The organism is Acinetobacter parvus DSM 16617 = CIP 108168 (genome assembly GCF_000368025.1).
In the GTDB taxonomy this organism is placed as follows: Bacteria; Pseudomonadota; Gammaproteobacteria; order Pseudomonadales; family Moraxellaceae; genus Acinetobacter; species Acinetobacter parvus.
On the sequence record NZ_KB849214.1, the window covers coordinates 1 to 22,366 of the forward strand.

A 22,366-nucleotide genomic window follows, 5' to 3' on the forward strand; every position below is an offset into this window, starting at 1 on the left:
TGCATTTATTGATGTATTGAAATCAAATGGCATTCAAATCAGTATGGATGGTAAAGGTCGATGGGTAGATAATGTGATGGTTGAACGATTATGGCGGAGCGTTAAATATGAAGAGGTGTATCTCAAAGCTTATAGCAGTGTCACAGATGCGAAAAAGCAATTAAGTGCATATTTTGAGTTTTATAATTTGAAACGACCTCATTCGAGTCTAGACATGAGAAGCACTGCTTCGCAAGGCTAAATGAGTTTTACTATGATCAGCTACCCCAACAAAACAAGGTGGCTTAACTAGAGCGGAATATCACTTATAAATACGCTTTTAGTTGTTCAAACATGTGGGACCACCTCTGAACTTTGTTATGAAAGCCAACGGTTAATACCGATGCCTGAAAAAACAGCGATGTTGTACTACTGCTTCCGAGAAACTTTTTATCACAAGTTTGGGGAATATTACCAAACATCACAACAACAGCTAGCAGATCAGCCAGCCAAATTCCTGAGTGTTACATGAGCTTATATATCAATGAAATGCATATCTTAGACATGCGCTTTGCGGCGAATGTCTCTGTTGCAGAATTTGAACAATGGTTAGCACGGATTCAGCACTATTTCGAACATCAGCGAAATTTTGTGTTGATCATGCAAACCGATGCAAATACAGAATTTCCGGAGGAATATAGAGCAATCCAAGGCAAATGGTATAAGCAATATAAACAAGATTTTTACCAATATTGTTTGGGTTTTGCTCGTATTGCTCAAGATGAAGAAGATCGTATTCGATTGGATACACCAGCTCTGCACAAAGCTTGGCATGTTCCATATTTTGTGAGCGTAGATAAAGCTGAAGCCACACAATGGGCTTTGCAGAGGTATTTATGAATCAAAATTCATTAAATATTCAGAAAGTCTCAGCCTTGAGCCTGAGTGTCGTGGTGGTTTTATATCTCGCGCATGCCTTACCACTGTATTTTTATAATGTGGCCTTACCTGCGATTCTGCGTCATCAAGGCGTAGATTTACGTTGGATTGGCATGTTGTCGCTGCTCTATATTCCTTGGGCATTCAAGTTTTTTTGGGCACCACTAATTGATCGTTTTTATTTCAAAAAACTCGGTAAACGTAAAACTTGGCTTTTGTTTACGCAAATAGCTTTGGTGTTGGGGGTCGTTGCTTTGGCACTTACCCAATTCGATTACGGTCTTGGTGTATTTGTTATTGTCGGTTTATGGATTTCAACTTTTGCTGCAACTCAAGATATCGCAATTGATGGCTATACGGTCGAAACCTTTTCAGAATCTGAGTATCGACTAGGCAGTATGGCGCAAAGTATAGGTGTTGCGCTTGGCAGTATGGTTGGTGGAGCAGCAACTTTATGGCTGTATGAGCTTTATGGTTGGCAAACTGCACTGATTTCCTTAGCCGCTATGACAGCATTGACGATGTTGGCTATTTTCCAGATTAAAGAAAAATCAAATGTAGAGAAAATCTCAAAACAGCCGCCAAGTCTGATCCGTGCATTTAAACGTCCAGAAATGTTATGGGCATTAGCCTTGATCGTATGTTATCGAATTGTCGAAGCACCGGCTATGGCGATGCTGAATCCGATGCTGATTGATCAGAAATGGTCGTTGTCACAAATCGGCGTGCTGATGTCTGTAATAGGTGCAGGGATTGGATTATTAGCCGCTGTTTCAGCTGCATTTTTATTAAAAAAAATAGCCGCAACACAATTGCTGATCTGGGCTGGTTGGGCACGCAGTTTGGTTTACGCCTTGTTGGGTGTTGCAGTTTTACTCAGTTGGTTGAATCAATGGCATTTACTTCTTGGTGGCTTTGTCATTGTCATTCTTGCCATCCGCTATATCGCAATGACAGCCTTATATGCACATTTCATGCAGACCAGCTCCAAAGAACAAGCTGGTACTGATTTTACGATTTTAGTTTGCTTCGAACTATTGGTTTATTTTATTGGCGGTGCAGTCTCAGGTTTCTTAGCCAAAGCATTTGGTTATGGAAACTTCTATCTCATTCTCGCAGTTTCATCTGTTTTAAGCGTGTTGCTTAGTCAACTGCTTATTCGCAAAGCAAAACAAACGCAACAACTCATCTAGGGGTCATTTATGAAAGTTCGTTCACTTTCGACATCATTAACACTGCTCAGCTTGGCGATCAGTACGCAACTTTATGCTCAAAATGTCGAGCAGACTTCAACCGTAAATCAACTGGCACCGATTGTTATGACAGCAACTCGCTCAGCTCAAAGTATCGCTGAGATTGCGGGAACTGTTTACAGTATTAGCCAAGAAGACATTGCAAAACAAGCTGCTGCTGGTAAAAGTACCGCAGATATTTTAGGACTGTTGGTTCCATCTTTAACACCAAGTTCAGGTACGACCAGTAACTATGGGATGACCATGCGTGGTCGTACAGTGCAATATATGATTGATGGTGTTCCGCAAACGGGCTCACGCGATAGTTCACGCCAATTAAATAGCATTAGCCCAGACATGATCGAACGTGTTGAAGTCGTGTCAGGTGCAAGTAGTATTTATGGTGCAGGTGCTACAGGTGGGATCATCAATATCATCACCAAAAGAGGTTCGGGTGATGGTGTAAATTTTGAAACCAAACTCGGCGTTACTTCAGGTGATAATTTCAAAAGTGATGCTTTAGCTTATGAAGCGTTTCAGTCTGCATCATTTAACCAAGGGGATTGGAGTGGTTTTATAGGTGCTAGCTATACACAACGCGGTGAAATTCAAGATAGTCGAGGTGATCGTGTAGGTCCAGAAGTTGCACAAACAGATCGTCAAGATACTGAAACTGTAGATGTGAATGGTCGTTTAAGCTGGCAGTTGGCAGATAAGCAAAAATTAAGTATCGGTGCGCAATACTATAACGATGAGCAGGACAGTGAATATGGCGCTGATTATGGTCCAGGCTTATCTGTTTTACTTCTAGGGGCAAAACCTAGTCAAAAAGCTGTAAAAGGTTTAGAGCTTGATACTCAACCACGTACTAAGCGCAGTGCAGTAAATGCACAATATGAAAATCAGGATTTTCTTGGTCAGACTTTAAATGCAGAGGCGTATTATCGTACTGAAAAAGGGCGATTCTTCCCAAGTGCAAATGCTTTAGCACATGCATCCATTCCAGGTGGAAGAACATTTATTGTTACCCAATCAGAAACAGATATTGATGTTTTTGGTGCTCGTTTAGCACTTCAAAGTAAACTCAATCTGGCAGAACGTGCATTAAATCTAACTTATGGTGTGGATTACGATAAGGAAAATGGCAAACAAACAGCACAACTTTATGATCTAAATACTTTTATCAGTAGTAATGGTCTAAAGTTTAAGCCCCTAAATAATTATGCTTTTGGTCCTGAGGTAGATACTGAAAAGCTTGGTTTCTTCTTACAAAGTCAATTTGAAGCAACTGATCGCTTAAATCTACAAGCAGGTATTCGTCATGAGCGCATCGATAGTGATGTTAAAGACTCAGTTCCATATTCTGAAGCAATGGTTGCCGATTTCGTTCCAACATACCAAGCTAAAACCTTAAAAGGTGGTTCAGTTAAGCATGATGCAACACTCTTTAATGTAGGCGCACTTTATCATTTAACTGATGCACAACAGGTGTTTGCAAATTTCTCGCAAGGTGCAAATTTACCTGATGTACAACGTATGCTAAGAGATGTCCCTGCAAACTTTGTCGTAAGTAACCAAACAATTGATCCAATCAAAGTAAATAGTTTTGAGCTGGGCTGGCGTCTACAAGATGATGCGTTAAGCACAGGGATCACTGCGTTCTATAACAAATCTGATAAGTCATTGAAATTTGGTCCTCCAAGTTTTGCAATTGAAGTTATTGATACAGATGAACGCGTGTATGGTATTGAAGGTAATGTCAAATATACCGTTTCAGATGATTGGAATGTAGGTGGGACTTTAGCTTATACACGTGGTCAGTTCAAAGACTCAAATGGTAAATGGCAAGAGTTAGATGCAATTCGTGTAGCACCTTTGAAAGCAACGGTTTATTCAGACTGGCAATTCAATGATGGTTTAGGTTTACGAGTACAAGCTTTGGCTATTGATGGTACGGATGAAGCACGTAAAGATGCGATTGCGAATGGTAGTACTCGTCCTCCAGCAGAAATCAAAGGTTTTGCAGTGATGGATGTGATTGCCAATGCAAAAGCAGGTCCAGGAACTTTAGGTTTTGGTGTATATAACGTGTGGAATACGGACTATAAGTCTGTTTATAGCCAAGCAGTTTCAACGGTTTACGGCGATATTTCGAGCTTGGCTGCTCAAGGTCGTACCTATGGTTTGAGCTACACTCTCAAGTACTAATCTTATCCAGAAGGCATCTTTTAGATGCCTTTTCTTTTGATGAATACTACCTATGCAACAAAATTTTAAATTATTGGCTTGGGCAACTCTAGCCAACGGTACTTGTTTTTCAATGATTTTACCTTTACTTGCCCCATTAATTCGTGAGCTTGGCTTAACAGAAGTACAGGGCGGAGTAATTGTTTCAGCGGGTGCAATTTGTATGGCGATTGCATCTATTCTGATTGCCAGAGGGGAAAAAATACAGACTCCTTATCAATTAATGAATTATGGTTTCTTGGGCATGACCATTACTTGGGCTATATTTACAGCGATTCTTTATTGGGGAATACAACAAACATTACCCGTAATGATAGTTTTTGCTTTGTTGGTGATTATAGTCCGTACGTCAAAAAACCAATACAATACCGATATGAGTTATCCAATACATTTTAGAAAGAAAATATTAGCCAAGCTTGAAGAAGGTCAATCTATCCGAGCGGTTGCTCAACACTTCGAAATTGATAAAAATACAATTGTCGAATGGAAAAAGCGAATCGAAATAAAAAGAACTCGACCAAGAAAACCATCTAAAGTTGATGATGATGCCTTACGTGCAGATGTTGAGCAATATCCTGATGATTATCAATATGAACGCGCTGCTCGTTTTGGTTGTGGTACTTCTACAATTGGAGATGCGCTCAAGCGTCTAAATATCACAGTTAAAAAAAGACCTTACGGCACCCGAAAGCAAAAACAGAACTCAGAGAGCAGTATTTAAAAGATTTAAACCGATTAAGGTGTCAACACCCGATCATCTATCTTGATGAAAGTGGATTTAAATCTCATGAACATAGACCTCATGGTTATTCAAAACAGGGAACTCCTTGTTATGGAACATATAATTGGCAATTAAAAAATCAAACCAATGCAATAGGAGCAATCCATGAGGGTAAGTTATTTGCAGTTGGTTTATTTGATTGCAAAGTAAATTCGGATGTATTTCATTTTTGGGTAGATCAGTTTTTATTACCAGAATTACCCTCGAATAGTGTAATTGTCATGGACAATGCAGCTTTCCATAAACGACAAGATATACAAGATCTATTAACCCAACATGGGCATCAAATACTTTGGTTACCACCGTATAGTCCTGACCTTAATCCTATTGAAAAAATGTGGGCATGGGTGAAAGCAAAAAGGAAAAAATGGTTGGTTAACTCAATAGATAAGCTTTTTAGTCGTTTCTTTAACGAGTGTATGGGTAATTAAACGGTTTGACTATATGTCTTGTTTGACATGCTCATTTGAGAAAGATAAAGGGTAATATAGGGGGGATAAACGAATTATCTTTTTGTTTTTTATTTGTTTTTAAAAATATTAAAAAAAATAGCTGTTAAAAAATTGACCAATCTGACACATCAGATTGGTCGAAATAACTTTTATAAATGTACGTTACGCAAACTCACGAATCATTTTACGCACATTGGTCTTTGCTTCAATCACTGTCATAAATGTATATGCACCAATAAACTTACGGCTAATGAACATAAATTCTTTTGGTGGAACAGAGAAATAACGTGATGCCATAGACTGTGCTGCCTGTTGCATGACGCGGCTATGCAGTTGGCTTTTCTTCCAGTCATAACGATCCTGCTCATCCATAACACCTGCTGGCATGTCTGGATTATTGGCTGGACAGCTAAAAGCTTCTGTTGCGATCAGGAACACATCTGCCATACCTGGTTTGATACTTTCAGGCATTGCATCAAAAAACTCGTAGCCTGTCATCGCTTTAACCATTTCATCTTTGTTATGGTTATAACCAGCATGGATCAGGTTACGTGCAACAGTGAGCAAATTCTCATCGAACTGACGAATTGCACCAAAGTCGAGGAGAACGATTTTGTCATTTACATCATCGCCGTTACCCAAACGAACCAGGTAATTACCGAAGTTTGGATCGGTTTGCATTTCACCCCATTCAAACAGCTCACGTACTGCAATCTCTAAAGAGGCTTCACCAAGCTTGTTGCGGCGTTCCTGTGGCAGTGAGAGCATGACAGGGCTATTTACAGGCACACCACGCTCAAAGGTCATGCACAGCACTTTTTTAGCGCAAAATTCATCGACAATTTCAGGAACGATATAACGAGGGTCATCTTTCAGGCGTGCAGCAAAGCGGCGAGTTGTCGCGGCTTCGATGTCATAGTCGACTTCACGATGCATCATTTCACGAACTTCATCAAACCACTGATCAAATTCACGAGTTTGTGGCACCATACGGGTGAGTTTAAGCATGTTCTTAAATAGATTCATGTCAGAATCAATTGCTTCAGCTACACCTGGATATTGAATCTTTAAGACAAGCTCTAAACCATCCGATTTACGTGTCGCACGATGAACTTGGGCAAGTGAGGCTGTACCAATTGGTTCATGATCAATCGTGAGTTCATCTAATTTTGAACCTAACTGTTCCTGCAAATGAGCTTTGATTGCAGGCCATGCAAGTGCGACAGTTTGATTGTTCAGTGTATTTAATGCTTGTGTAATTTCTTCAGGTAAGAAATGTTCGCCGTATAAAGCCATCATTTGACCAATCTTTACGATTGATCCTTTTAGTTTTCCTATTTCAGAAACCAAATATTGTGCCTGTTCAGCCATGACCTTTTTACGTTTCTTCTCTTTTTCTTCTTCACTGGAGAAAATAGAAGTCGCACTTGCAGTTGCCCAGCGTGTTCCAGCAAGTAAAGAGGCTTTTGCAATAGATAAGCGGCGATCCACCGATGAAGTTTTTAGGTTCTTAAGCTTATCGTTCTGATCTGACATGAAAGAAAAATCCTATGCTGAAATCGGAGGGGAGGAAAGCCGAGAGTTAAATTTTAGTGGATATTACAGCTTTTGAACGTATTAAAATAGTTCAATCGCTTGAATTATTAGTCTAAATTTGTGAAGTAGATCAATATTATTAAAATAGCCTAAGTAGAATTTTTATCTTTAGACTGGTTCCAATATACATTTGTGCTAAATCTTAAACTGAATTTTTAGCGATGACTTCCGCATTAAAGCTGCTCTATTGGTGTGAATATGCTGAATAAGCATACGCTTCACATGGCTATGATGAAAACCCAGTGCATGGGCTTTGACAATAATAATACTGGGGAGGGTGAAGAAAAAATACTTAGTATCTTCTAAAGTCGCATCCTTAAAAATACCTTCTTCGATAAGTGTATCTCTCAGAAATTGCTTTTCAGCTTGTATGGTAGAGGATTCATCATCCCAATAATTCTGGCGCATTGCCATTAAATTATTATGTTTGTAACTCATAAATGACTTGAGCCTTTTTCATTTTCACCGTGAATGAATATATGAGGTTCATTGTCCAATTATCAAGATGTGGATTTATATCAAAATAGCCTAAGTAAAATTTAATTATCTATCCAAATTTGCTACACTTATACCCGTTTTAAACCCAGATTTAATTAAACTGAAAAATATGACACCAGCCTGCAAGTTATTAGAAAAGAATAAAATCCCGTTTTCAATTCATGAGTATGAACATGATAGCAATGCTAAAAGCTTTGGTCTGGAAGCGGCAGAAAAATTGAATCTTCGGGTAGAGGAAGTATTTAAAACCTTACTGGTCACTGACGAAAAAAACTTTTTCGTTGCCATTCTGCCTGTCAATCATCAACTTAATTTAAAGAAAGTTGCCACAGCAGTTGGATGCAAGAAACTACAGATGGCCAATCCAAAAGATGCGGAGCGTTTGACAGGTTATCTGGTGGGAGGAATCAGCCCATTGGGACAGAAGAAACGGCTAAAAACGGTGATTGATGCAACGGCGCAAGCATTGACCAAAATTTATGTGAGTGGTGGAAAAAGGGGATTGGATATTGGTCTGAACCCGCAAGATTTGGCAAAACTGCTTGGCGCAACTTTTTCGGATGTTTTGGATCAGTAGATATATCGAATAGCGGACATTTTAGGCAAATTTACGTGTTGGCGTTACTGAAAATGTTGATATAAGATGATCAATAAAATCCATCGTAGAAGAGTTTTCTCCTATAAATTAACGCTAAAATGATTAAAAAGAATCATATTTTTTTAAATGATGCAACTATTCTGGCCAATAAATAGATATTTATATATAAACTAAAACACATTTGATTGTTTTTTGTTCAGATTTATTTCATTTGTTTACTATTTGAATTTTAAACCTATTTTTTGGTTACCCTATAAAACGTATAACAAAACAAAGGAGTAACAATGCTGATTTTTCATGATTATCCTGTTCAGGGGGCAATTTTTGATATGGATGGAACAATGTTTGATACAGAGCGATTACGCTTTCAGACATTAAAACAGGCTTCTCAGGAACTCATTGGACAGGAATTTTCAGATGATTATTTGATGCAGTGCCTGGGCTTAAGTGCAAAAACTGCTGAACAACTTGCAAAAAAATATTATGGAGACAACATCTCCTATCCAGAGATTCGTCAGCGTGCCGATACCTTGGAACTTGAATTGATTCGTCAAAATGGTGTTCCAGTCAAGAAAGGGCTGATGCAGGTTCTGGAACGCTTAAGAAAATCTGGTTTAAGAATAGCTGTAGCGACTTCAAGCCGTCGGGCAATTGCAGAAGAATATTTAATTAATGCCAATGTCTACAAATTTTTTGATCTACTGGTCTGTGGTGATGAAGTTGAACGGGGCAAGCCACATCCTGAAATTTTTATACAGGCTGCACAAAAGCTAAATTTACAGCCTGAACAATGCCTAATGTTTGAAGACTCCGAAAATGGAATTTGCTCAGCCTGTGATGCAGGTGGTATTACGCTGTTATTTAAAGATATTAAAGAACCCAATGATCAGATGCTTTCAAAGGCAAAGTTTTATTATCAGGATATGTACGAGTGTCTGAATGCTTTGGATCAGTATATTCCTGAAATGAGCATGCCACAGTTACAGGAACCATTTCCACAAAGCCTGAACCAGTTGACTGTGGGGATTCATGGTTTTGGCGCGATTGGCGGTGGCTATATTGCCCAGATTTTATCTCACTGGGATGGTTTCACCCGACCACAGCGAATTTTGGCATCGACCCGAAACCGTTTATATCTTGAGTCAGTCAATAGTTTTGCCAGCTACAGCATCCGCTATGGCCAATGTTCTTACGATGAGCGGATTGAGAATCTAACAGTAATCAATGCTGACAATGAACAGCAGATGCTGGATATGTATATGGAATCCAGTTTAATTGCGCTTTGTTTACCAGAACAGGCAATTCCATCTGAAGCAAAAACCATTGCCAAAGGTTTACTGGCACGTTTTATGTCACAGGACACACAGAACGATGAGCCGATTACATTCCTGATCGTGTTGAACAAGGTGGGGGCCAAGTTTCTGATTCTGAAATGTCTCCGTGAAGCACTGCTTGAAATCACCGATGAGGATATTGCCGAGCATATTTTAAGTGAACACTATTTCTGTGACACCGTGGTTAATCGCATGGTGTCCAAGCTCAGCGATCAGGCACTGTATCGCCAGTTAAACATCAAGCACCGTTTATTTAAGCAATATCAGAATGATTTAAATCAGGACACCATAGAATTATCAGATGAAACGGCGTTGTCTGAAAAACAGGAACAGCAACTCAAGGTGTGTCTGGAAGATATGCGCGGACAATTTCAGGCGGGGCAGTTTTTACAAAATATGGACTTAATTTTGTTCAATAGCGAAGTGGATATGCCGATTTATGTGGAAAATCGCAGTCCGTTGCTGAGCAAAATGCGCCAAATGATTCTAGTTGATCATATTTCCGATATTCAGATTATCAAGAACCGTTTGTGGAATGGTTGTCATGCCATGCTGGCTTGGCAGGCGAGTCTGGCGGGACATGAAACCATCGGTATTGCATTGGCCGATTCAGAACTTAGAAACTTTATGACTAAATTGGTTGATGAGGTGAAGCTGGGTTTGGGAAGTATTGTGCCAAACCAATCGAAAGAGCTGGATCGTATGGCAGAAAGTTTTTTAAATTCTTGTCGATCAGCTTATAAAGACCCTTGTGAACGTGTCGCAAGAAATCCTTTATGCAAGCTGAATGTGAATGAGCGCGTTTTGGGCAGTCTTGAGAATCATATTCAGCAACAGCTTCCTTATCAGAACCTATTAACAGGCGCAATTGGGGGTTATGTCTATGCCTTAACCATACTGGCATTGGATGAAATTGAAATTGTGCAGCATCTACAGGAAAATGTTGAAAAACTGGACATTTTAGATTCCCAAAAACAGGCCTTGCTTAACTTGTTATATGAGGGAATTCAGCAACAACTTCAAAAAAATCCACTTTATTTCAATGTTCAAAAAGCCTGGATGACTTTGGCTGAATATGTCTAAATTCAATATTCAGCCTTAAGTTTTTTGGCAAATTATGTTTGAATAGCACAACTTTAAAGTCATTCTAAATGTTGTGTTATTACAAGCATCCAGTCAACTGATGGCCACTGAAATCCGAGACTATCCTGAATGGCATCGTGGGCGTTCGGATTATGGGGTGTGGTATATTGAGATTTACCAACCTGAATTCATCAGCTATTTAGATGGTATCAGGGCACAATTTTCAGATTTACTGATCAAGTCTAACCAGCGCCAATATCATATCACACTGTTTGTTTGTGGTTTTCTAACTTCTCATCATCCCAATTTTGATGATGATTTTGAAATTAAGACCTTAAATCACCAAATTGAATTACTTCAACAACTACGGCTAGAACCTTTTGAGCTGGAAATGACCCAGATTGATAGCTTTAGTAGTGCATTATTCCTGCATATCCATGATCAGAACAACATCCTAGGCAAAATCCGTAAACAACTTGCACAAAGTTCAACAGAGATTGCAGCAGTTGATTATTGTCCACATATCACATTGGGGCTTTATGGTGATACTTGGGCCAGTGATTTGGTTCTGCAACGTATTCAAAAACTGCCACGAAAGAACATGAAAATTCAGGTGAACCAACTCACTTTCGGCTATTATAAAGCCCAGATTTTACAAGGATTACTTTATCCTTATCATCAAATTCAATTAGGTTAAATATGTTGCAACTGATTTTAGGTGGCGCACGTTCAGGTAAAAGCCGTCTGGCTGAACAAACAGCCAAAGAAAGCGGATTATCAGTTGTCTATATTGCAACGGCGCAGGCATTGGATGAAGAAATGCAGCAACGCATTCAACATCATCAGCAACAACGTCCAAGTCATTGGCAACTCTGTGAAGAACCCATTTTTCTGGCAGATCAATTACTGCAACTTGATCAGGAAAATCAACTCATTTTGGTGGATTGCCTGACCTTATGGCTGACCAATTTATTATTGGCTGAAGATACAGCATTACAGCAGCAACAAACCGAAAAATTAATGAAAGTATTGCCCCAATTGAAATCAGACATCATTTTAGTGAGTAATGAAACAGGGCTTGGTGTTGTGCCGATGGGTGAAATCAGCCGACGTTTTGTGGATGAGGCAGGGCGTTTACATCAGGCATTAGGCCAATTGGCGGATAAAGTGGTGTTTTGTGTGGCAGGATTTCCAATGATTTTAAAAGGTGAAAAATAATATGGCTGAACAAACTCATTGGTATTTAGCACCAGTTCAGCATCCTGATCTGGATGCAAAATTGCAGGCTGAGCAACGTCAATTACAACTGACCAAACCGACAGGCGCATTGGGTGATTTAGAACAGATTGCAATTACCTTGGCAAGTTTACAGGGTACAGTTTTTCCAAAAATCAATAAACCGTGGATTAGCATTTTTGCAGGCGATCATGGCGTGGTGGAAGAAAATATTTCTGCCTATCCGCAAGCCGTAACCCGCCAAATGCTGCAAAATTTTGCATCAGGTGGCGCAGCGATCAGTGTGATTGCCAAGCATCATCAGGCTCATTTACAGGTGATTGATTGTGGAACTGTTGGTGATGCTTATGAGTATGCAGGCGTTGAACGCCACTGTATTCGTGCAGGTACGGCGAATTTTGCCAAACAGGCTGCAATGACTGAACAAGAGTGTCAGGCTGCATTACAATTGGGTAAAAACAGCGTAGACCTAGCGAAATCGAAAGGGGCTGATATTTTTATTGCAGGTGAAATGGGGATTGGCAATACCTGTTCAGCTTCGGCACTTGCCTGTTTACTGCTAGATGAATCAGCGCAACAGCTTACAGGTGTGGGCACGGGGATTAATATTGAACAATTACAACACAAGATTCAAGTTATTGATCAGGCCATAAAGCTGCATCAAGCAGATGTTGAGAATAATCCTTTGAAAATTTTGGCAGCGGTCGGTGGACTGGAAATTGCCGCCATGACAGGAGCATATCTGCGTTGCGCACAAATGGGGTTGCCAATCGTTGTTGATGGTTTTATTAGCTCGGTTGCTGCCTTATGTGCGGTTCGTATTCAGCCACAGGCCAGAGAATGGATGTTATTTGGTCATCAATCGGCTGAATATGGTCATCAACGTATTTTAAAAGAACTGAATGCCCAAGCAATTTTAAACATGAACCTGCGTTTAGGTGAAGGTAGTGGTGCAGGCGCAGCATTATCCATGCTTCAACTTGCCTGTGCGTTGCATAATCAAATGGCAACCTTTGCAGAAGCGGTGGTTTCAGGTGATAAAGTTGGCTAAGTTACGGCTGGACTTGTTGCGTCATGGTGAGACAACTTTAGGTCATACCTTGCGTGGCTGGCTGGATGACGAACTGACAGAACAGGGCTGGTCACAAATGCAGGCGACCGTTCAACATCATCTTAATCAAAAGAATTGGGATGTAGTTGTTAGTTCACCCTTACAGCGTTGCCGATTATTTGCCGAAAAATTATCAAATGATTTACAGCGACCCTTATTTATAAATGAATATCTCAAGGAAATGTATTTCGGTGATTGGGAGGGCATTTCAACTCAAACCATCTATGAAACATTACCTGAGTTATTGGCAAATTTCTGGCAATTTCCAACCCAATATCATGCGCCAAACGGGGAATCTTTAGTCGAGTTTCATCAACGTGTCTTCAATGGTTTTCAGCAGATTGCCGAATATATGCGGCAACATCACTATCAGTCTGCATTGGTAGTCACACATGGCGGTGTGATTAAATTATTAAGTTGTTTGGCACAACAACAGGGCCTGGATAACCTACTCAGAATGTCTGCTGAACTTGGGCAATTACATTCCTTTAGGTTGTCTCATCAACCAGCACAATTATCTTTTGAAAAGGTTGAGTAATGTTGCCATTTTTGATTGCCTTGCAATTTCTCACCATTGTTCCTGTGCAATTAAAGCAAATTCCCACGGCAAGGCAAAATGCACAATCCCTATTATTTTATCCTGTAATTGGTTTATTGATTGGGTTGATTTTATTTGGATTATCTGTTGCTCTGATCGAGTTACCCGCCATTCTGTTAGCCAGTATTGTCTTGGTCATCTGGATTTGGCTTACTGGTGGCCTACATTTGGATGGTCTTGCCGATACCGCAGATGCATGGGTAGGCGGTTTTGGAGATCGAGAACGTACCTTAAAGATTATGAAAGACCCAGCATGTGGTCCAATTGGTGTGCTCAGCCTCATCATAGTGTGCTTGTTAAAATTTGCAGCACTTTATGTGTTAATTGAACAGCATTTGAATGCATTTTTAATTCTGGTTCCTATGCTTGGACGTAATGTCGCCTTATTTTTGTTTTTAACCACAACCTATGTCAGAGATAAAGGTTTGGGACGTTCAATGACGGATTTTCTTCCCAAAGCTATTTTATGGATAGTATTTGTCATTACATTATCATTGCTTTATCTGTTCAAATGGTATGGCTTAGTCGTACTTATTAGCTTTTTACTGTTACTTTTTTATTTGCGTTCACTATTTATCAAAAGAATTGGTGGAATTACAGGCGATACCATTGGCGCAGGTATTGAATTAAGCGAAATGAATGTACTCATTGCATTTGTGGTTGCTTATTTTTATATTGCTTAAAATATAAAAAGACGGGTTGAAAGAATGCTTAAAAAATCTTGAAATGTTCACTATGATATCTATGATTTTTGTATTGCTTATTTAACATAATTTTAAGTTATGCGACATTCTGTACGCCTACGCGCTTTGCAATGGGGCGGAGCGAGGGCTCGCAGCTCGACCATTGCAAAGCGCAAATCTTGCAAAAAGTCCACGTTCTCTGGAGTGGACTTAAGTCTCATATTCGAGACATCTATTTATAATTTTAATGATATTTTATCTTCTTTAATGGATTGACTAGATAGTAAAGCTTTATACAAAAATAATGGCAATCCATCTTCCATGTCTTTGCTTTTAATTGATTTTGTTCCATCTCTGTATTCAAATATCGCAATAGGGTAGTTGTCTTGATCTGCTATGTAGAATCTTTTATCTTTTACGATAACTTTTTCGTTGGTGAATTCATGTTGTAGCATTCTCATAAACTTACTTTCATTGGGTGATAGTAAGTTGAGTTGCCTTATTCGATCTGCATCTGTTTCATAGCGGATTTTTGCTTTTTGCCTTTCTGTATAATTTATTATTTTTCTTTTTTTGGCTTCTGGCATTTCTTTCTTTTTATTGATACCAATGAAATAGCCAATGGCTATTCCAATGATTAAAAATATGATTTGGCTCATCTTCTTCCTTAATAGTCAGGATCAATATTTATTATTAGTCGGCTTTTTTTATTTCTTCGATATATTTTGTTACATCTTTTGCAGTTATTTCTTTTAAGTGTTTATAAATTAAAGCATTTATTACATCAGCTTCCTCAATTCTTTCCTTTTTTTCGATAATAAAGTCTAGTGATTTTTCTTTTATTGCTTCCACAAATTCCCCTCTAATTCTATAAGTTTTTGATAAGTCTGATTTTTTCATGTGATTTCCTAACAATGTTTAATGCAACAGCATTATTGTGTCACACGTTGCTTTGTTACGTGCAATTCTGTTATCTTTCTGTCAATTTGTTGCGTGTGATGTTGTTGCATGTAAATATTTGATATTTCAAGATGGGGCATAACATGAATAAAGAACAAGCTTTAGCTCGGATTGAAAGTTATTTTGTGGCGCATGGTATTTCTACAATGCCAGATTACTACAAGGGGATTATTGCAGGCTTTCTATCTGCCTGTTCTCTTACTGATGTATTCAGTGATGATGAATTGGTTGCTTTGCAAGATCGTCTTGATAGTCTCTAATCATGCTAGACAAAATTGTAATGTGGATACCTGTCAAGACTGATCTTGTTGAATTAACAAGCGACGGTAGACACTGCATTATTTGTTTTGACCTGCTTGACCTGAATCTTAAAGTTGGCTCTTACGATGTATACAAGGATGAAGATGGGAATGTAAAAACTCAAATCCTGCATCATGTCTGGTCAAAAATCCCCACCTCTCATACTGCCATGTCATTCAAGCTGTTCCATGATGTTCCTGGGCATCCGTATGTGGAACTGAAATGTTCACCTGCCAAGATCATGCAAGGGCATAACGTATACGGCACTGACTGGATAGAAGAGGGTGCTTTGGAAATGTTGGGCTTCTTGGCTCAATCAAACCCTGCGCTTTATGACATCCTCGATGTCGGCATGACTGAGGTTAAGCAACTCGACGCAACCTACTCATTCCGTTTTCGTGATGACCGAGAAGCTGAAAAGGTTCTGGCCTTGATGCGGAATGTCTCAACACAGCACATCCGCAAATCCACCAAAGATGCCATGTTCAAGAATACGCTGTATTTCGGTTCTGAACGTTGCAAGCGTTTTGCCCGTAAAGTGTATGTGAAGTCCAATGAGTTCCACGAACAATTACAGGAACAAATCAAGCTTGCCAAGGCAAATGACAAATGTGCCCAGCGTGTCGTTAAGGTCATGTCCGATCCTGAACTACAGGCCTTTGCACGTGGTCTATTAAGATTTGAAACAGGCATCAAAGCCTACGTTATGAAAGAACTCGATATCCCAACTAATTTATTCCAGCTTATCCGTTACCAAAAATCCAATCCCAATTTTTTACAAGACATCTGGCTTAAAGCAAATCGTCAATTATTCCAAGCATTTGAGGGTACAAACATGAAAGTATCTGACCATGAAACTGTATTTAAAAATATTCTTGCCGTTCACCAAACCGTATCCACTGAAAAGAAAATCTGTACAAGAAAGGTCGATGAACTCATGGAGTTTTACCTCCTACTGGAGAGCATTGGCCACAATGAAACCAAAAAGAAATATACCCACAAGCGTTTCCTCAACCTTGCAGCGGACCTGATTGATGCGGGCTTTAGTGGCACATACCTCCAGCGCCTACATGAGAAGCCGTCACAGAACTTTTCCCGTTTTGACGTCTATATCCAGATATTCAAGGCTTTCAGGAAAGAAATCCCTGCGGGCACGGTGTCAGACCGTAAGGCTCGGAATATCGAGCGTTTCTACTATGACATTGAAAAATTTGGCTTTGATGAAATGCGAACTAAATATAGCAAAGCTCAATTCTGTAAATTGGTAGCAGCTTTAGAAAAGTGTGGTTATTCAAAAGTTTATATCCAAAACCTACATGTCCAGTCAAGCAACAACGTTATCCCATTTATCAAAATGTTCGAAATGAAATTTGAAGATCAGCTACCGCCAAACTTTATCGAACCCGTTTCAACGTTCAGTTATCAACTACGTACCGCATAAGGTGAATACCATGTCTCAATTAATCTTTAAAGCAAAACTACTCGATATCCTAACCTCAGTGGGTGACAAGGGCGAACTCAAGATGCGTCTTGTTTTCAAGTCCCAAAAATATGATAAGGGTTTGGATGAAATTGTCCCTTGTTCTCAAAATGTCTCTGTTATTTCAGATCATCATCATATGAAAGACTTTTACATGTCATTCAAAGGTCGTGAAATCTATCTGCCAGTTGAGTTATCAACCCAAATGAATGGCATGAACATATTTTATAAAACCACTGGAGATGGCAAGCCTCTCCAGTTGGAAGAAAAAGCGGTTAAAGCTGCATAAGGAATCTAAGAAATGGCACTGGTTTGCAATCAACTCGACTCGACAACTAACCAGTGCCTTGAATGGGTAGAAATGCCCACTGTGCTGCCGAAGCTCACACTAGTAGAGGGTAATACCATTGGTTTTGCTTGTCTAATGGTGTTTGCAACGGTCTTTGTAATCAAGAAGTGCATCAAAGCACTACATTAAAAGGAGTCCATCATGGACAAATTAACCCAAGATCAAGTAAATGAAGCAATGAACAAAACCTATGGCAACCCTGCTGCTTTTGCTGCTGCTGTGAAGAAATATGGCTTTGGTATTGCTGTATCTGCTGCGCTTATGAGCAACGCTAATGCTGCACCAATTGACGTTACATCAGTGGTTGGAACCATCACAGATGGCGTGACAACTGTAAGCTCTATTGGGCTTGCTGTGCTGTCTTTAGTTGTAGTTATCAAAGTGTTCAAGTGGGCACGATCAGCAATGTAATAACGATGCCCTCGTTTGAGGGCATTTCTTTTTAACTGGGTGAAATATGGACATAGAAAGTTTAGGGGCATATATATGCATAATCATGTGGCTAATCGTGGGCGCAAGGCTCTTTTAAAACAAATCTTCTCTGTATTTCTTATATTTACGCTTTACTTCAATTGTTTTAATTCTGCTTATGCTGCTGGTGGTTTTGCTCCTTGGTCTATTACAAATACAGTTGTTCAAGGTGCTTCTACAGTGCTGACAGGTACGAAAGAAGTCATTTTGAATGGTGCAAAAAAAATAGCTACTGGTACAGCAAAGATTACACCTACGGCTGCTCAGGTCTCGAAAGTACTAGCGCGTGGCGCTGCTGGTTATGCTTTATCAGTAGCAGTGCAACAATTGCTTGGCGCTGTTGATTGGGTTCTTGATCCTGCGAATAATCGAATTACTTACGTTGATCCTAACGTAAAAAGTCCTGCTGATAAATATTGTCAAGAACAAGCTGCAATTAAGTACGGTGCTGGTAGTGAATGGGCGAAAAAAGCTGTTTATGCTAAAGTTGGTCTTTATGCTGGTTATTGTATTTTATCTGATAATCCAAATTTTCCTTTATTCCCAGCTGGGACTCAAAATACTACTATTCCTGAAGAAGATAGAAAATCAATTCCTTTAGATACTGTTGCTCAACAGGTTATTTCTAATGCTGAAAATGGAGATACTAACGCACAAGTAGCAACAACTGCTGCTGCTGCTGACATTATCAATGATGCTCAAACAGACAATACAAAAGCCCGTCCTATTATCAATCAACTTGAAAATACGCAATCTATTCCTACAGATCAGACAGCAAAAGGTGATGCTGTACCTAAAGAAAATGCGAATACTGAAAATCCCAGCTCGTCGGTAGCTGCCCCTGCAACAGATTTAACTTTAGATTTTCCGATTTTCTGTGACTGGGCGCCAAGTATTTGTCAAGCTGCTAAATGGGTCATTACACAGCCACAAGTATGGGCTGATGCTGTTACAGATTCTTGGGACTGGACTAAAACAAAATATGAAGCTGCTGTGACATCAATTACAGACTTCTTTAAAAATGAACCTAATCCTGATTCTGATAATAGTCTGCCAGTCCAAGACATACCTTTGCCAGAACTAAATACGGGCACATTTAAAGCAACTGCAGGCTGTCCTGCACCTATTCCCATAAATATCACAATTGGCACAAAAGGTACTGGATCAATTAGTTATGAACCTATTTGTCAGTTTGCTTCGAAATGGTCTTTTGTTGCTCCGCTAATAGGCTTTCTATCAGGTGCAATGATTCTTGTTGGGGTTGGCCGTAAAGGTGAGGATTCAGAGATATGAGCTTGAAATCAATACTTGTATCTGTCGCAGATGCAACATTATCAAAAACAGGAAAATCACTTTTAAAGGGTTTGGGTTTAGGGGTGTTTTCTAGTGCTGTTGTACTCACTTTGTTTAATCAATTGATTTCTTACGCTCAAACTGAGTGGGGCAAAATGTCTGCTGACGTATTGCAGATACTTGCCCTGGGCAATATTGACTACGGGCTGTCAATCATTGTTGGGGCATGTGTTCTCAAGGTTACATTGATGATTAACAAGGTCTCTTTAGGAAAGGCATCAAGCTAATGGCTATTTATTTAATTGTTGGGCAGCCACGACACGGAAAAAGCCAATTTGCTGCTAAAATGGCTTATGAATATCACGAAAAAAACATTGAGATTCAAAAACGTATAGATTCTGGAAAGTTTAATCCTGAAACGGACATTGTGCGACAAATTTACTCAGATATTGAGGGTCATGCAGAAAAGTGTGACTTTATAAAACTTGCACCAAAAGATTGGCGTGATGTTCCTGATAATTCCATTATTTTTATGGATGAAATACATAAAAGGCCTGAATATACTGATAATGATGGCAAAATGTCTCAAAATCCCATGATTGTTGATTTAACAACGCATGGGCATCAAAATAAAGACATTATCTTGATGACTCAAGACCCACAAAGACTAAACAAGGGTATTAGAGCATTAGTTGAAAAAATGTACTTGGTTAAACGACCAGTTCAAAAACCTAATTTTGCTACTATCTATGAATTTGAAAGATGGCTTCGTGATCCGTGGCAAGCTGCTGCATCAACACGTACTGTTAATTATCAGGACAGCTATAAATTCTTCTATAAGAAAAAATGGCAAGACATGTACACCAGTGCATCTGCTCATACTTCAGTACAGTTCAAAATACAAAGTAAGTTCATTTACGCAATCATTGCCATTGTGGTTTTAATGTCTGCGTCATGGTTTCTGTTTACAAAGTCGGGCGGTGACAAGCTCGCACGTAATGCCATAGGTGGCATGACAGGGCAAAAACCTACTGAAGAAAATAAAAGTCAATCGACTCAGAGTACGCAATCTGTCCCCAGTGGTACCCAGAATTTAGATACAGAATGCAGAAAAGGCGCAAATGTTGAAAAACCTGAATGTGTAAAATGGTTTGATCAGATTACCAAAAATGGTTCTTCGGTTTCCCCTGGGGAGAATGGCCATACAACTGTTGCATATAATCCAGCTCAACCGTTTGATAATGACATACAAAACCATGTTTCTTATGAAGTTACGGCAAAACCATTATTTAGTGGTTGTATGAAAACAGGTAGTAAATATCAAGCATATACACAACAAGGGACAAAACTTGATGTATCACAAGCCGACTGTCAGCGTCTCATTGAGAACAACGACAGACCTTTTAATTACTTTGTCAATAATCGGACTGATATGTCGAGTACAGAGATGCAGCGAAGCGAAGTTTCTACACAGACAAACCAGCCGACCCTTTAAGATTTCCCGCAACGATGTACAACCCGGGGCGATCAACGCCCTTTTTTATTGCCATTGCAAAAATAGGGCAGAGATCATTAATTCAAAAACACGATAAAAAATAAATAATGATAGAAATAAAATGTTTGACAATCTTATTACGACAAATAATGACGTTACAAGATCAAATATTCATCATAAGCAAAACATGTGCCAATAGTGTTTTGTCAATATATATTGTGTATTTTAAGATGAAAGGTTATTTCACGCCTTGCCACAATTCATCAAAATCATGCTCTATGCCTCGTTGCGTATGATCTTGGCATGGCGTTATTGGTTCTTGCTGCGAGAATTATATTTATGGCTATTCGGAATAAGGTGTGGAAACTGCCATTTGTTGGTAATTCAAAATAATTCCAATTAACTCTTGTTTTGTGAGCGGTCACACTTTATAATTAACACATAGACAAGGAGATTGATAATGAAATTATTCCACACAAGCCCAAACAAAATTGAGAAAGTTTCTAAGTTTGGTAACTTTGATGATTGCTTATTCTTCTCTACAAATGTTTATGAAATGTCAGCAGGTGAAACTATCACTTACTCAATTAATGCTGATGATATGCGCTTTATCGATGCTTCTGATTTGCATGATAGTGAAGTCATAGCGGAAATTGCTGAACGATTTGAGATTGATTTAGATGATGCAGAAAGCTTATTAGATGGCTCAGATAGTGTTTGGAATCATGACTTTGCTGATGCTGAAAACGATTGGTTCATTCAAGCTAAACGTGGTGAATGTGCTAAAAGAATGGGCTTTGATGGTTGTAAAGATCATGATGAGCAAGGTGTGGTTTACATCATCCCAATGCTCAATCGTGAATCAATCTTAGTTGAGGAGTAATTAAAATGGCTCAGACAGCAGCAGAGCGCAAAGCTAAACAACGTCAAGAAATGTTAGACAAAGGCTTTGTTCGCAAAGACCTTTGGTTATCAAAAGAAAGTCTTGATTTGATCGAAAAATATAAAACAGAAAATAACTTAAAGTCGAACGATGATGCGCTTAATCAATTATTAAAGGCTCTAAATTAAGAGCCTTTCCACACGTTATTCCGAATAGCCATATTTATGTGCTTAAATTTGACCATCCTTGCCCTGATTACAAAATCCTCCCTCATGTTCTATGAGGGATTAACCATAAAAGCCTTTCAGGGGAATTGTCGTGCCCGAGCAGTGCGCAGGGTCGACAAGGCGTAGTCTAAGGCTTTTAATATGGTGGTCTATGAACACGGATAAACTAATCACAATGCTTGACTCGTATCTCGAGTTGCTCCAGGAGCAAAATGCACCTGACGAACAGATCACAGAGGTTAAGTTGATGGTATGGGCAATACAGCAGGATATGAAACTGCAACGGTTCATTAATAACCTGACGGTCAGCAACTCATATTATAGGCGTTAGGATTTCCGCATAACTTAGATTATGTTCATTCGGATAGCGTTGACAGTCAAGCTGTCAATGCTCACCATTGCGATTGTAAGAGCGAGAGCGTTGCTGTAGTGGTGACTTGTATCTGATTTAACATAATTTTAAGTTATGCGACATTCTGTACGCCTACGCGCTTTGCAATGGGGCGGAGCGAGGGCTCGCAGCTCGACCATTGCAAAGCGC

General features: G+C 39.3%; 24 protein-coding genes and 4 pseudogenes. 24 read left to right on the plus strand and 4 right to left on the minus strand.

The genetic code is table 11. The annotated features are described in order from the left end of the window. The 8 genes and pseudogenes from F988_RS13770 to F988_RS15735 form a co-directional block, all read left to right on the plus strand. Window positions 1-288: pseudogene (locus F988_RS13770) on the plus strand (integrase core domain-containing protein); the annotation flags it as partial. A gap of 58 nt (window positions 289-346) precedes the next feature. Continuing rightward, window positions 347-511 (plus strand): annotated as a pseudogene (locus F988_RS14900) (N-acetyltransferase); the annotation flags it as partial. Beyond that, window positions 508-879, plus strand: coding sequence for a protein ActB (gene actB / locus F988_RS13775; protein WP_004281762.1), 372 nt, complete (start codon window positions 508-510; stop codon window positions 877-879). The pseudogene F988_RS14900 and the gene actB, both read left to right, overlap by 4 nt. Continuing rightward, window positions 876-2,111, plus strand: a complete 1,236-nt coding sequence (locus F988_RS13780; protein ID WP_004683789.1) for an MFS transporter — start codon at window positions 876-878, stop codon at window positions 2,109-2,111. The genes actB and F988_RS13780 overlap by 4 nt, the downstream gene beginning before the upstream one ends. 9 nt (window positions 2,112-2,120) lie before the next feature. Beyond that, entirely contained in the window at window positions 2,121-4,358 is a 2,238-nt protein-coding gene (locus tag F988_RS13785; protein ID WP_004683790.1) for a TonB-dependent receptor, read from the plus strand. A 52-nt stretch (window positions 4,359-4,410) separates the two neighbouring features. Next, window positions 4,411-4,734 (plus strand): annotated as a pseudogene (gene actD, locus F988_RS14905) (putative acinetoferrin export transporter ActD); the annotation flags it as partial. Between the two features lie 36 nt (window positions 4,735-4,770). Beyond that, complete coding sequence (locus F988_RS13790) at window positions 4,771-5,118, plus strand: IS630 transposase-related protein (RefSeq protein ID WP_004676962.1); 348 nt, start codon at window positions 4,771-4,773, stop codon at window positions 5,116-5,118. Window positions 5,119-5,135: 17 nt separating this feature from the next. Beyond that, a pseudogene (locus tag F988_RS15735) lies at window positions 5,136-5,609 on the plus strand (IS630 family transposase); the annotation flags it as partial. Between the two features lie 183 nt (window positions 5,610-5,792). On the opposite strand, the gene F988_RS13800 reads toward F988_RS15735, so the two are convergent. Both F988_RS13800 and F988_RS13805 read right to left on the minus strand, forming a co-directional pair. Continuing rightward, window positions 5,793-7,166 carry an ABC1 kinase family protein gene (locus F988_RS13800; protein WP_004683792.1) on the minus strand — a complete coding sequence of 458 codons (1,374 nt, stop codon included), beginning with the start codon at window positions 7,164-7,166 and terminating at the stop codon, window positions 5,793-5,795. Window positions 7,167-7,361: 195 nt separating this feature from the next. Continuing rightward, entirely contained in the window at window positions 7,362-7,664 is a 303-nt protein-coding gene (locus F988_RS13805; RefSeq protein WP_004683793.1) for a hypothetical protein, read from the minus strand. Between the two features lie 169 nt (window positions 7,665-7,833). Here F988_RS13805 and ybaK point away from each other — a divergent pair, with 169 nt between their 5' ends. The 7 genes from ybaK to F988_RS13840 all read left to right on the plus strand — a co-directional run bounded on the left by ybaK (window position 7,834) and on the right by F988_RS13840 (window position 14,367). After that, complete coding sequence (gene ybaK / locus F988_RS13810; protein WP_004683794.1) at window positions 7,834-8,301, plus strand: Cys-tRNA(Pro) deacylase; 468 nt, start codon at window positions 7,834-7,836, stop codon at window positions 8,299-8,301. Window positions 8,302-8,606: 305 nt separating this feature from the next. Next, complete coding sequence (gene mtlD, locus F988_RS13815; protein ID WP_004683796.1) at window positions 8,607-10,739, plus strand: bifunctional mannitol-1-phosphate dehydrogenase/phosphatase; 2,133 nt, start codon at window positions 8,607-8,609, stop codon at window positions 10,737-10,739. Between the two features lie 73 nt (window positions 10,740-10,812). After that, window positions 10,813-11,436: a 2'-5' RNA ligase family protein gene (locus F988_RS13820; RefSeq protein ID WP_010589527.1), complete on the plus strand. Its 624-nt coding sequence runs from the start codon at window positions 10,813-10,815 to the stop codon at window positions 11,434-11,436. 2 nt (window positions 11,437-11,438) lie between these two features. Then, window positions 11,439-11,957 carry a bifunctional adenosylcobinamide kinase/adenosylcobinamide-phosphate guanylyltransferase gene (cobU, locus tag F988_RS13825; RefSeq protein ID WP_004683800.1) on the plus strand — a complete coding sequence of 173 codons (519 nt, stop codon included), beginning with the start codon at window positions 11,439-11,441 and terminating at the stop codon, window positions 11,955-11,957. A gap of 1 nt (window position 11,958) precedes the next feature. Continuing rightward, window positions 11,959-13,026: a nicotinate-nucleotide--dimethylbenzimidazole phosphoribosyltransferase gene (cobT, locus tag F988_RS13830; protein ID WP_004683802.1), complete on the plus strand. Its 1,068-nt coding sequence runs from the start codon at window positions 11,959-11,961 to the stop codon at window positions 13,024-13,026. Then, window positions 13,019-13,624, plus strand: a complete 606-nt coding sequence (locus tag F988_RS13835; protein ID WP_004683804.1) for a histidine phosphatase family protein — start codon at window positions 13,019-13,021, stop codon at window positions 13,622-13,624. Before cobT ends, F988_RS13835 begins: the two co-directional genes overlap by 8 nt. Continuing rightward, complete coding sequence (locus F988_RS13840) at window positions 13,624-14,367, plus strand: adenosylcobinamide-GDP ribazoletransferase (RefSeq protein WP_004683805.1); 744 nt, start codon at window positions 13,624-13,626, stop codon at window positions 14,365-14,367. Before F988_RS13835 ends, F988_RS13840 begins: the two co-directional genes overlap by 1 nt. A gap of 236 nt (window positions 14,368-14,603) precedes the next feature. On the opposite strand, the gene F988_RS13845 is transcribed toward F988_RS13840, so the two are convergent. After that, window positions 14,604-15,026 carry a hypothetical protein gene (locus F988_RS13845; protein WP_004681946.1) on the minus strand — a complete coding sequence of 141 codons (423 nt, stop codon included), beginning with the start codon at window positions 15,024-15,026 and terminating at the stop codon, window positions 14,604-14,606. Between the two features lie 34 nt (window positions 15,027-15,060). Then, a complete protein-coding gene (locus tag F988_RS13850; RefSeq protein WP_004681947.1) occupies window positions 15,061-15,267 on the minus strand; it encodes a hypothetical protein in 207 nt (68 codons plus the stop codon). 143 nt (window positions 15,268-15,410) lie between these two features. Here F988_RS13850 and F988_RS15260 point away from each other — a divergent pair, with 143 nt between their 5' ends. The 9 genes from F988_RS15260 (at window position 15,411) to F988_RS13895 (ending at window position 21,786) form a co-directional block, all read left to right on the plus strand. Beyond that, a complete protein-coding gene (locus F988_RS15260) occupies window positions 15,411-15,587 on the plus strand; it encodes a hypothetical protein (protein ID WP_167539030.1) in 177 nt (58 codons plus the stop codon). A gap of 2 nt (window positions 15,588-15,589) precedes the next feature. Continuing rightward, window positions 15,590-17,068, plus strand: coding sequence for a phage/plasmid replication protein, II/X family (locus F988_RS13860; protein ID WP_004681950.1), 1,479 nt, complete (start codon window positions 15,590-15,592; stop codon window positions 17,066-17,068). Between the two features lie 10 nt (window positions 17,069-17,078). After that, window positions 17,079-17,396, plus strand: coding sequence for a hypothetical protein (locus F988_RS13865; protein ID WP_004681951.1), 318 nt, complete (start codon window positions 17,079-17,081; stop codon window positions 17,394-17,396). 201 nt (window positions 17,397-17,597) lie between these two features. Further along, window positions 17,598-17,867, plus strand: a complete 270-nt coding sequence (locus F988_RS13870) for a major capsid protein (RefSeq protein WP_004681953.1) — start codon at window positions 17,598-17,600, stop codon at window positions 17,865-17,867. A 75-nt stretch (window positions 17,868-17,942) separates the two neighbouring features. Further along, window positions 17,943-19,220: a virulence factor TspB C-terminal domain-related protein gene (locus tag F988_RS13875; protein WP_004681954.1), complete on the plus strand. Its 1,278-nt coding sequence runs from the start codon at window positions 17,943-17,945 to the stop codon at window positions 19,218-19,220. Beyond that, complete coding sequence (locus F988_RS13880) at window positions 19,217-19,507, plus strand: DUF2523 domain-containing protein (RefSeq protein ID WP_004681956.1); 291 nt, start codon at window positions 19,217-19,219, stop codon at window positions 19,505-19,507. Before F988_RS13875 ends, F988_RS13880 begins: the two co-directional genes overlap by 4 nt. Continuing rightward, window positions 19,507-20,715, plus strand: a complete 1,209-nt coding sequence (locus F988_RS13885; RefSeq protein WP_004681958.1) for a zonular occludens toxin domain-containing protein — start codon at window positions 19,507-19,509, stop codon at window positions 20,713-20,715. Before F988_RS13880 ends, F988_RS13885 begins: the two co-directional genes overlap by 1 nt. Window positions 20,716-21,175: 460 nt before the next feature. After that, window positions 21,176-21,598 carry an AcrIF11 family anti-CRISPR ADP-ribosyltransferase gene (locus tag F988_RS13890; RefSeq protein WP_004681960.1) on the plus strand — a complete coding sequence of 141 codons (423 nt, stop codon included), beginning with the start codon at window positions 21,176-21,178 and terminating at the stop codon, window positions 21,596-21,598. A gap of 5 nt (window positions 21,599-21,603) precedes the next feature. After that, on the plus strand, window positions 21,604-21,786 hold the full coding sequence (locus F988_RS13895; RefSeq protein WP_004681961.1) for a hypothetical protein: 183 nt from the start codon (window positions 21,604-21,606) through the stop codon (window positions 21,784-21,786). The last annotated feature ends 580 nt before the right edge of the window (window positions 21,787-22,366 follow it).

What these genes read in the sequence shown, in the direction of transcription:
- F988_RS13840 (WP_004683805.1), top strand. Translation starts at nt 13,624, where the DNA reads ATGTTGCCATTTTTGATTGCCTTGCAATTTCTCACCATTGTTCCTGTG.
- F988_RS13880 (WP_004681956.1), top strand. Translation starts at nt 19,217, where the DNA reads ATGAGCTTGAAATCAATACTTGTATCTGTCGCAGATGCAACATTATCA.
- F988_RS13845 (WP_004681946.1), bottom strand. Translation starts at nt 15,026, where the DNA reads ATGAGCCAAATCATATTTTTAATCATTGGAATAGCCATTGGCTATTTC.
- F988_RS15260 (WP_167539030.1), top strand. Translation starts at nt 15,411, where the DNA reads ATGAATAAAGAACAAGCTTTAGCTCGGATTGAAAGTTATTTTGTGGCG.
- cobT (WP_004683802.1), top strand. Translation starts at nt 11,959, where the DNA reads ATGGCTGAACAAACTCATTGGTATTTAGCACCAGTTCAGCATCCTGAT.
- F988_RS13890 (WP_004681960.1), top strand. Translation starts at nt 21,176, where the DNA reads ATGAAATTATTCCACACAAGCCCAAACAAAATTGAGAAAGTTTCTAAG.
- F988_RS13860 (WP_004681950.1), top strand. Translation starts at nt 15,590, where the DNA reads ATGCTAGACAAAATTGTAATGTGGATACCTGTCAAGACTGATCTTGTT.
- ybaK (WP_004683794.1), top strand. Translation starts at nt 7,834, where the DNA reads ATGACACCAGCCTGCAAGTTATTAGAAAAGAATAAAATCCCGTTTTCA.
- F988_RS13790 (WP_004676962.1), top strand. Translation starts at nt 4,771, where the DNA reads ATGAGTTATCCAATACATTTTAGAAAGAAAATATTAGCCAAGCTTGAA.
- F988_RS13785 (WP_004683790.1), top strand. Translation starts at nt 2,121, where the DNA reads ATGAAAGTTCGTTCACTTTCGACATCATTAACACTGCTCAGCTTGGCG.
- F988_RS13805 (WP_004683793.1), bottom strand. Translation starts at nt 7,664, where the DNA reads ATGAGTTACAAACATAATAATTTAATGGCAATGCGCCAGAATTATTGG.
- F988_RS13895 (WP_004681961.1), top strand. Translation starts at nt 21,604, where the DNA reads ATGGCTCAGACAGCAGCAGAGCGCAAAGCTAAACAACGTCAAGAAATG.
- F988_RS13865 (WP_004681951.1), top strand. Translation starts at nt 17,079, where the DNA reads ATGTCTCAATTAATCTTTAAAGCAAAACTACTCGATATCCTAACCTCA.
- F988_RS13885 (WP_004681958.1), top strand. Translation starts at nt 19,507, where the DNA reads ATGGCTATTTATTTAATTGTTGGGCAGCCACGACACGGAAAAAGCCAA.
- mtlD (WP_004683796.1), top strand. Translation starts at nt 8,607, where the DNA reads ATGCTGATTTTTCATGATTATCCTGTTCAGGGGGCAATTTTTGATATG.
- cobU (WP_004683800.1), top strand. Translation starts at nt 11,439, where the DNA reads ATGTTGCAACTGATTTTAGGTGGCGCACGTTCAGGTAAAAGCCGTCTG.
- F988_RS13870 (WP_004681953.1), top strand. Translation starts at nt 17,598, where the DNA reads ATGGACAAATTAACCCAAGATCAAGTAAATGAAGCAATGAACAAAACC.
- F988_RS13875 (WP_004681954.1), top strand. Translation starts at nt 17,943, where the DNA reads ATGCATAATCATGTGGCTAATCGTGGGCGCAAGGCTCTTTTAAAACAA.
- F988_RS13780 (WP_004683789.1), top strand. Translation starts at nt 876, where the DNA reads ATGAATCAAAATTCATTAAATATTCAGAAAGTCTCAGCCTTGAGCCTG.
- actB (WP_004281762.1), top strand. Translation starts at nt 508, where the DNA reads ATGAGCTTATATATCAATGAAATGCATATCTTAGACATGCGCTTTGCG.
- F988_RS13800 (WP_004683792.1), bottom strand. Translation starts at nt 7,166, where the DNA reads ATGTCAGATCAGAACGATAAGCTTAAGAACCTAAAAACTTCATCGGTG.
- F988_RS13850 (WP_004681947.1), bottom strand. Translation starts at nt 15,267, where the DNA reads ATGAAAAAATCAGACTTATCAAAAACTTATAGAATTAGAGGGGAATTT.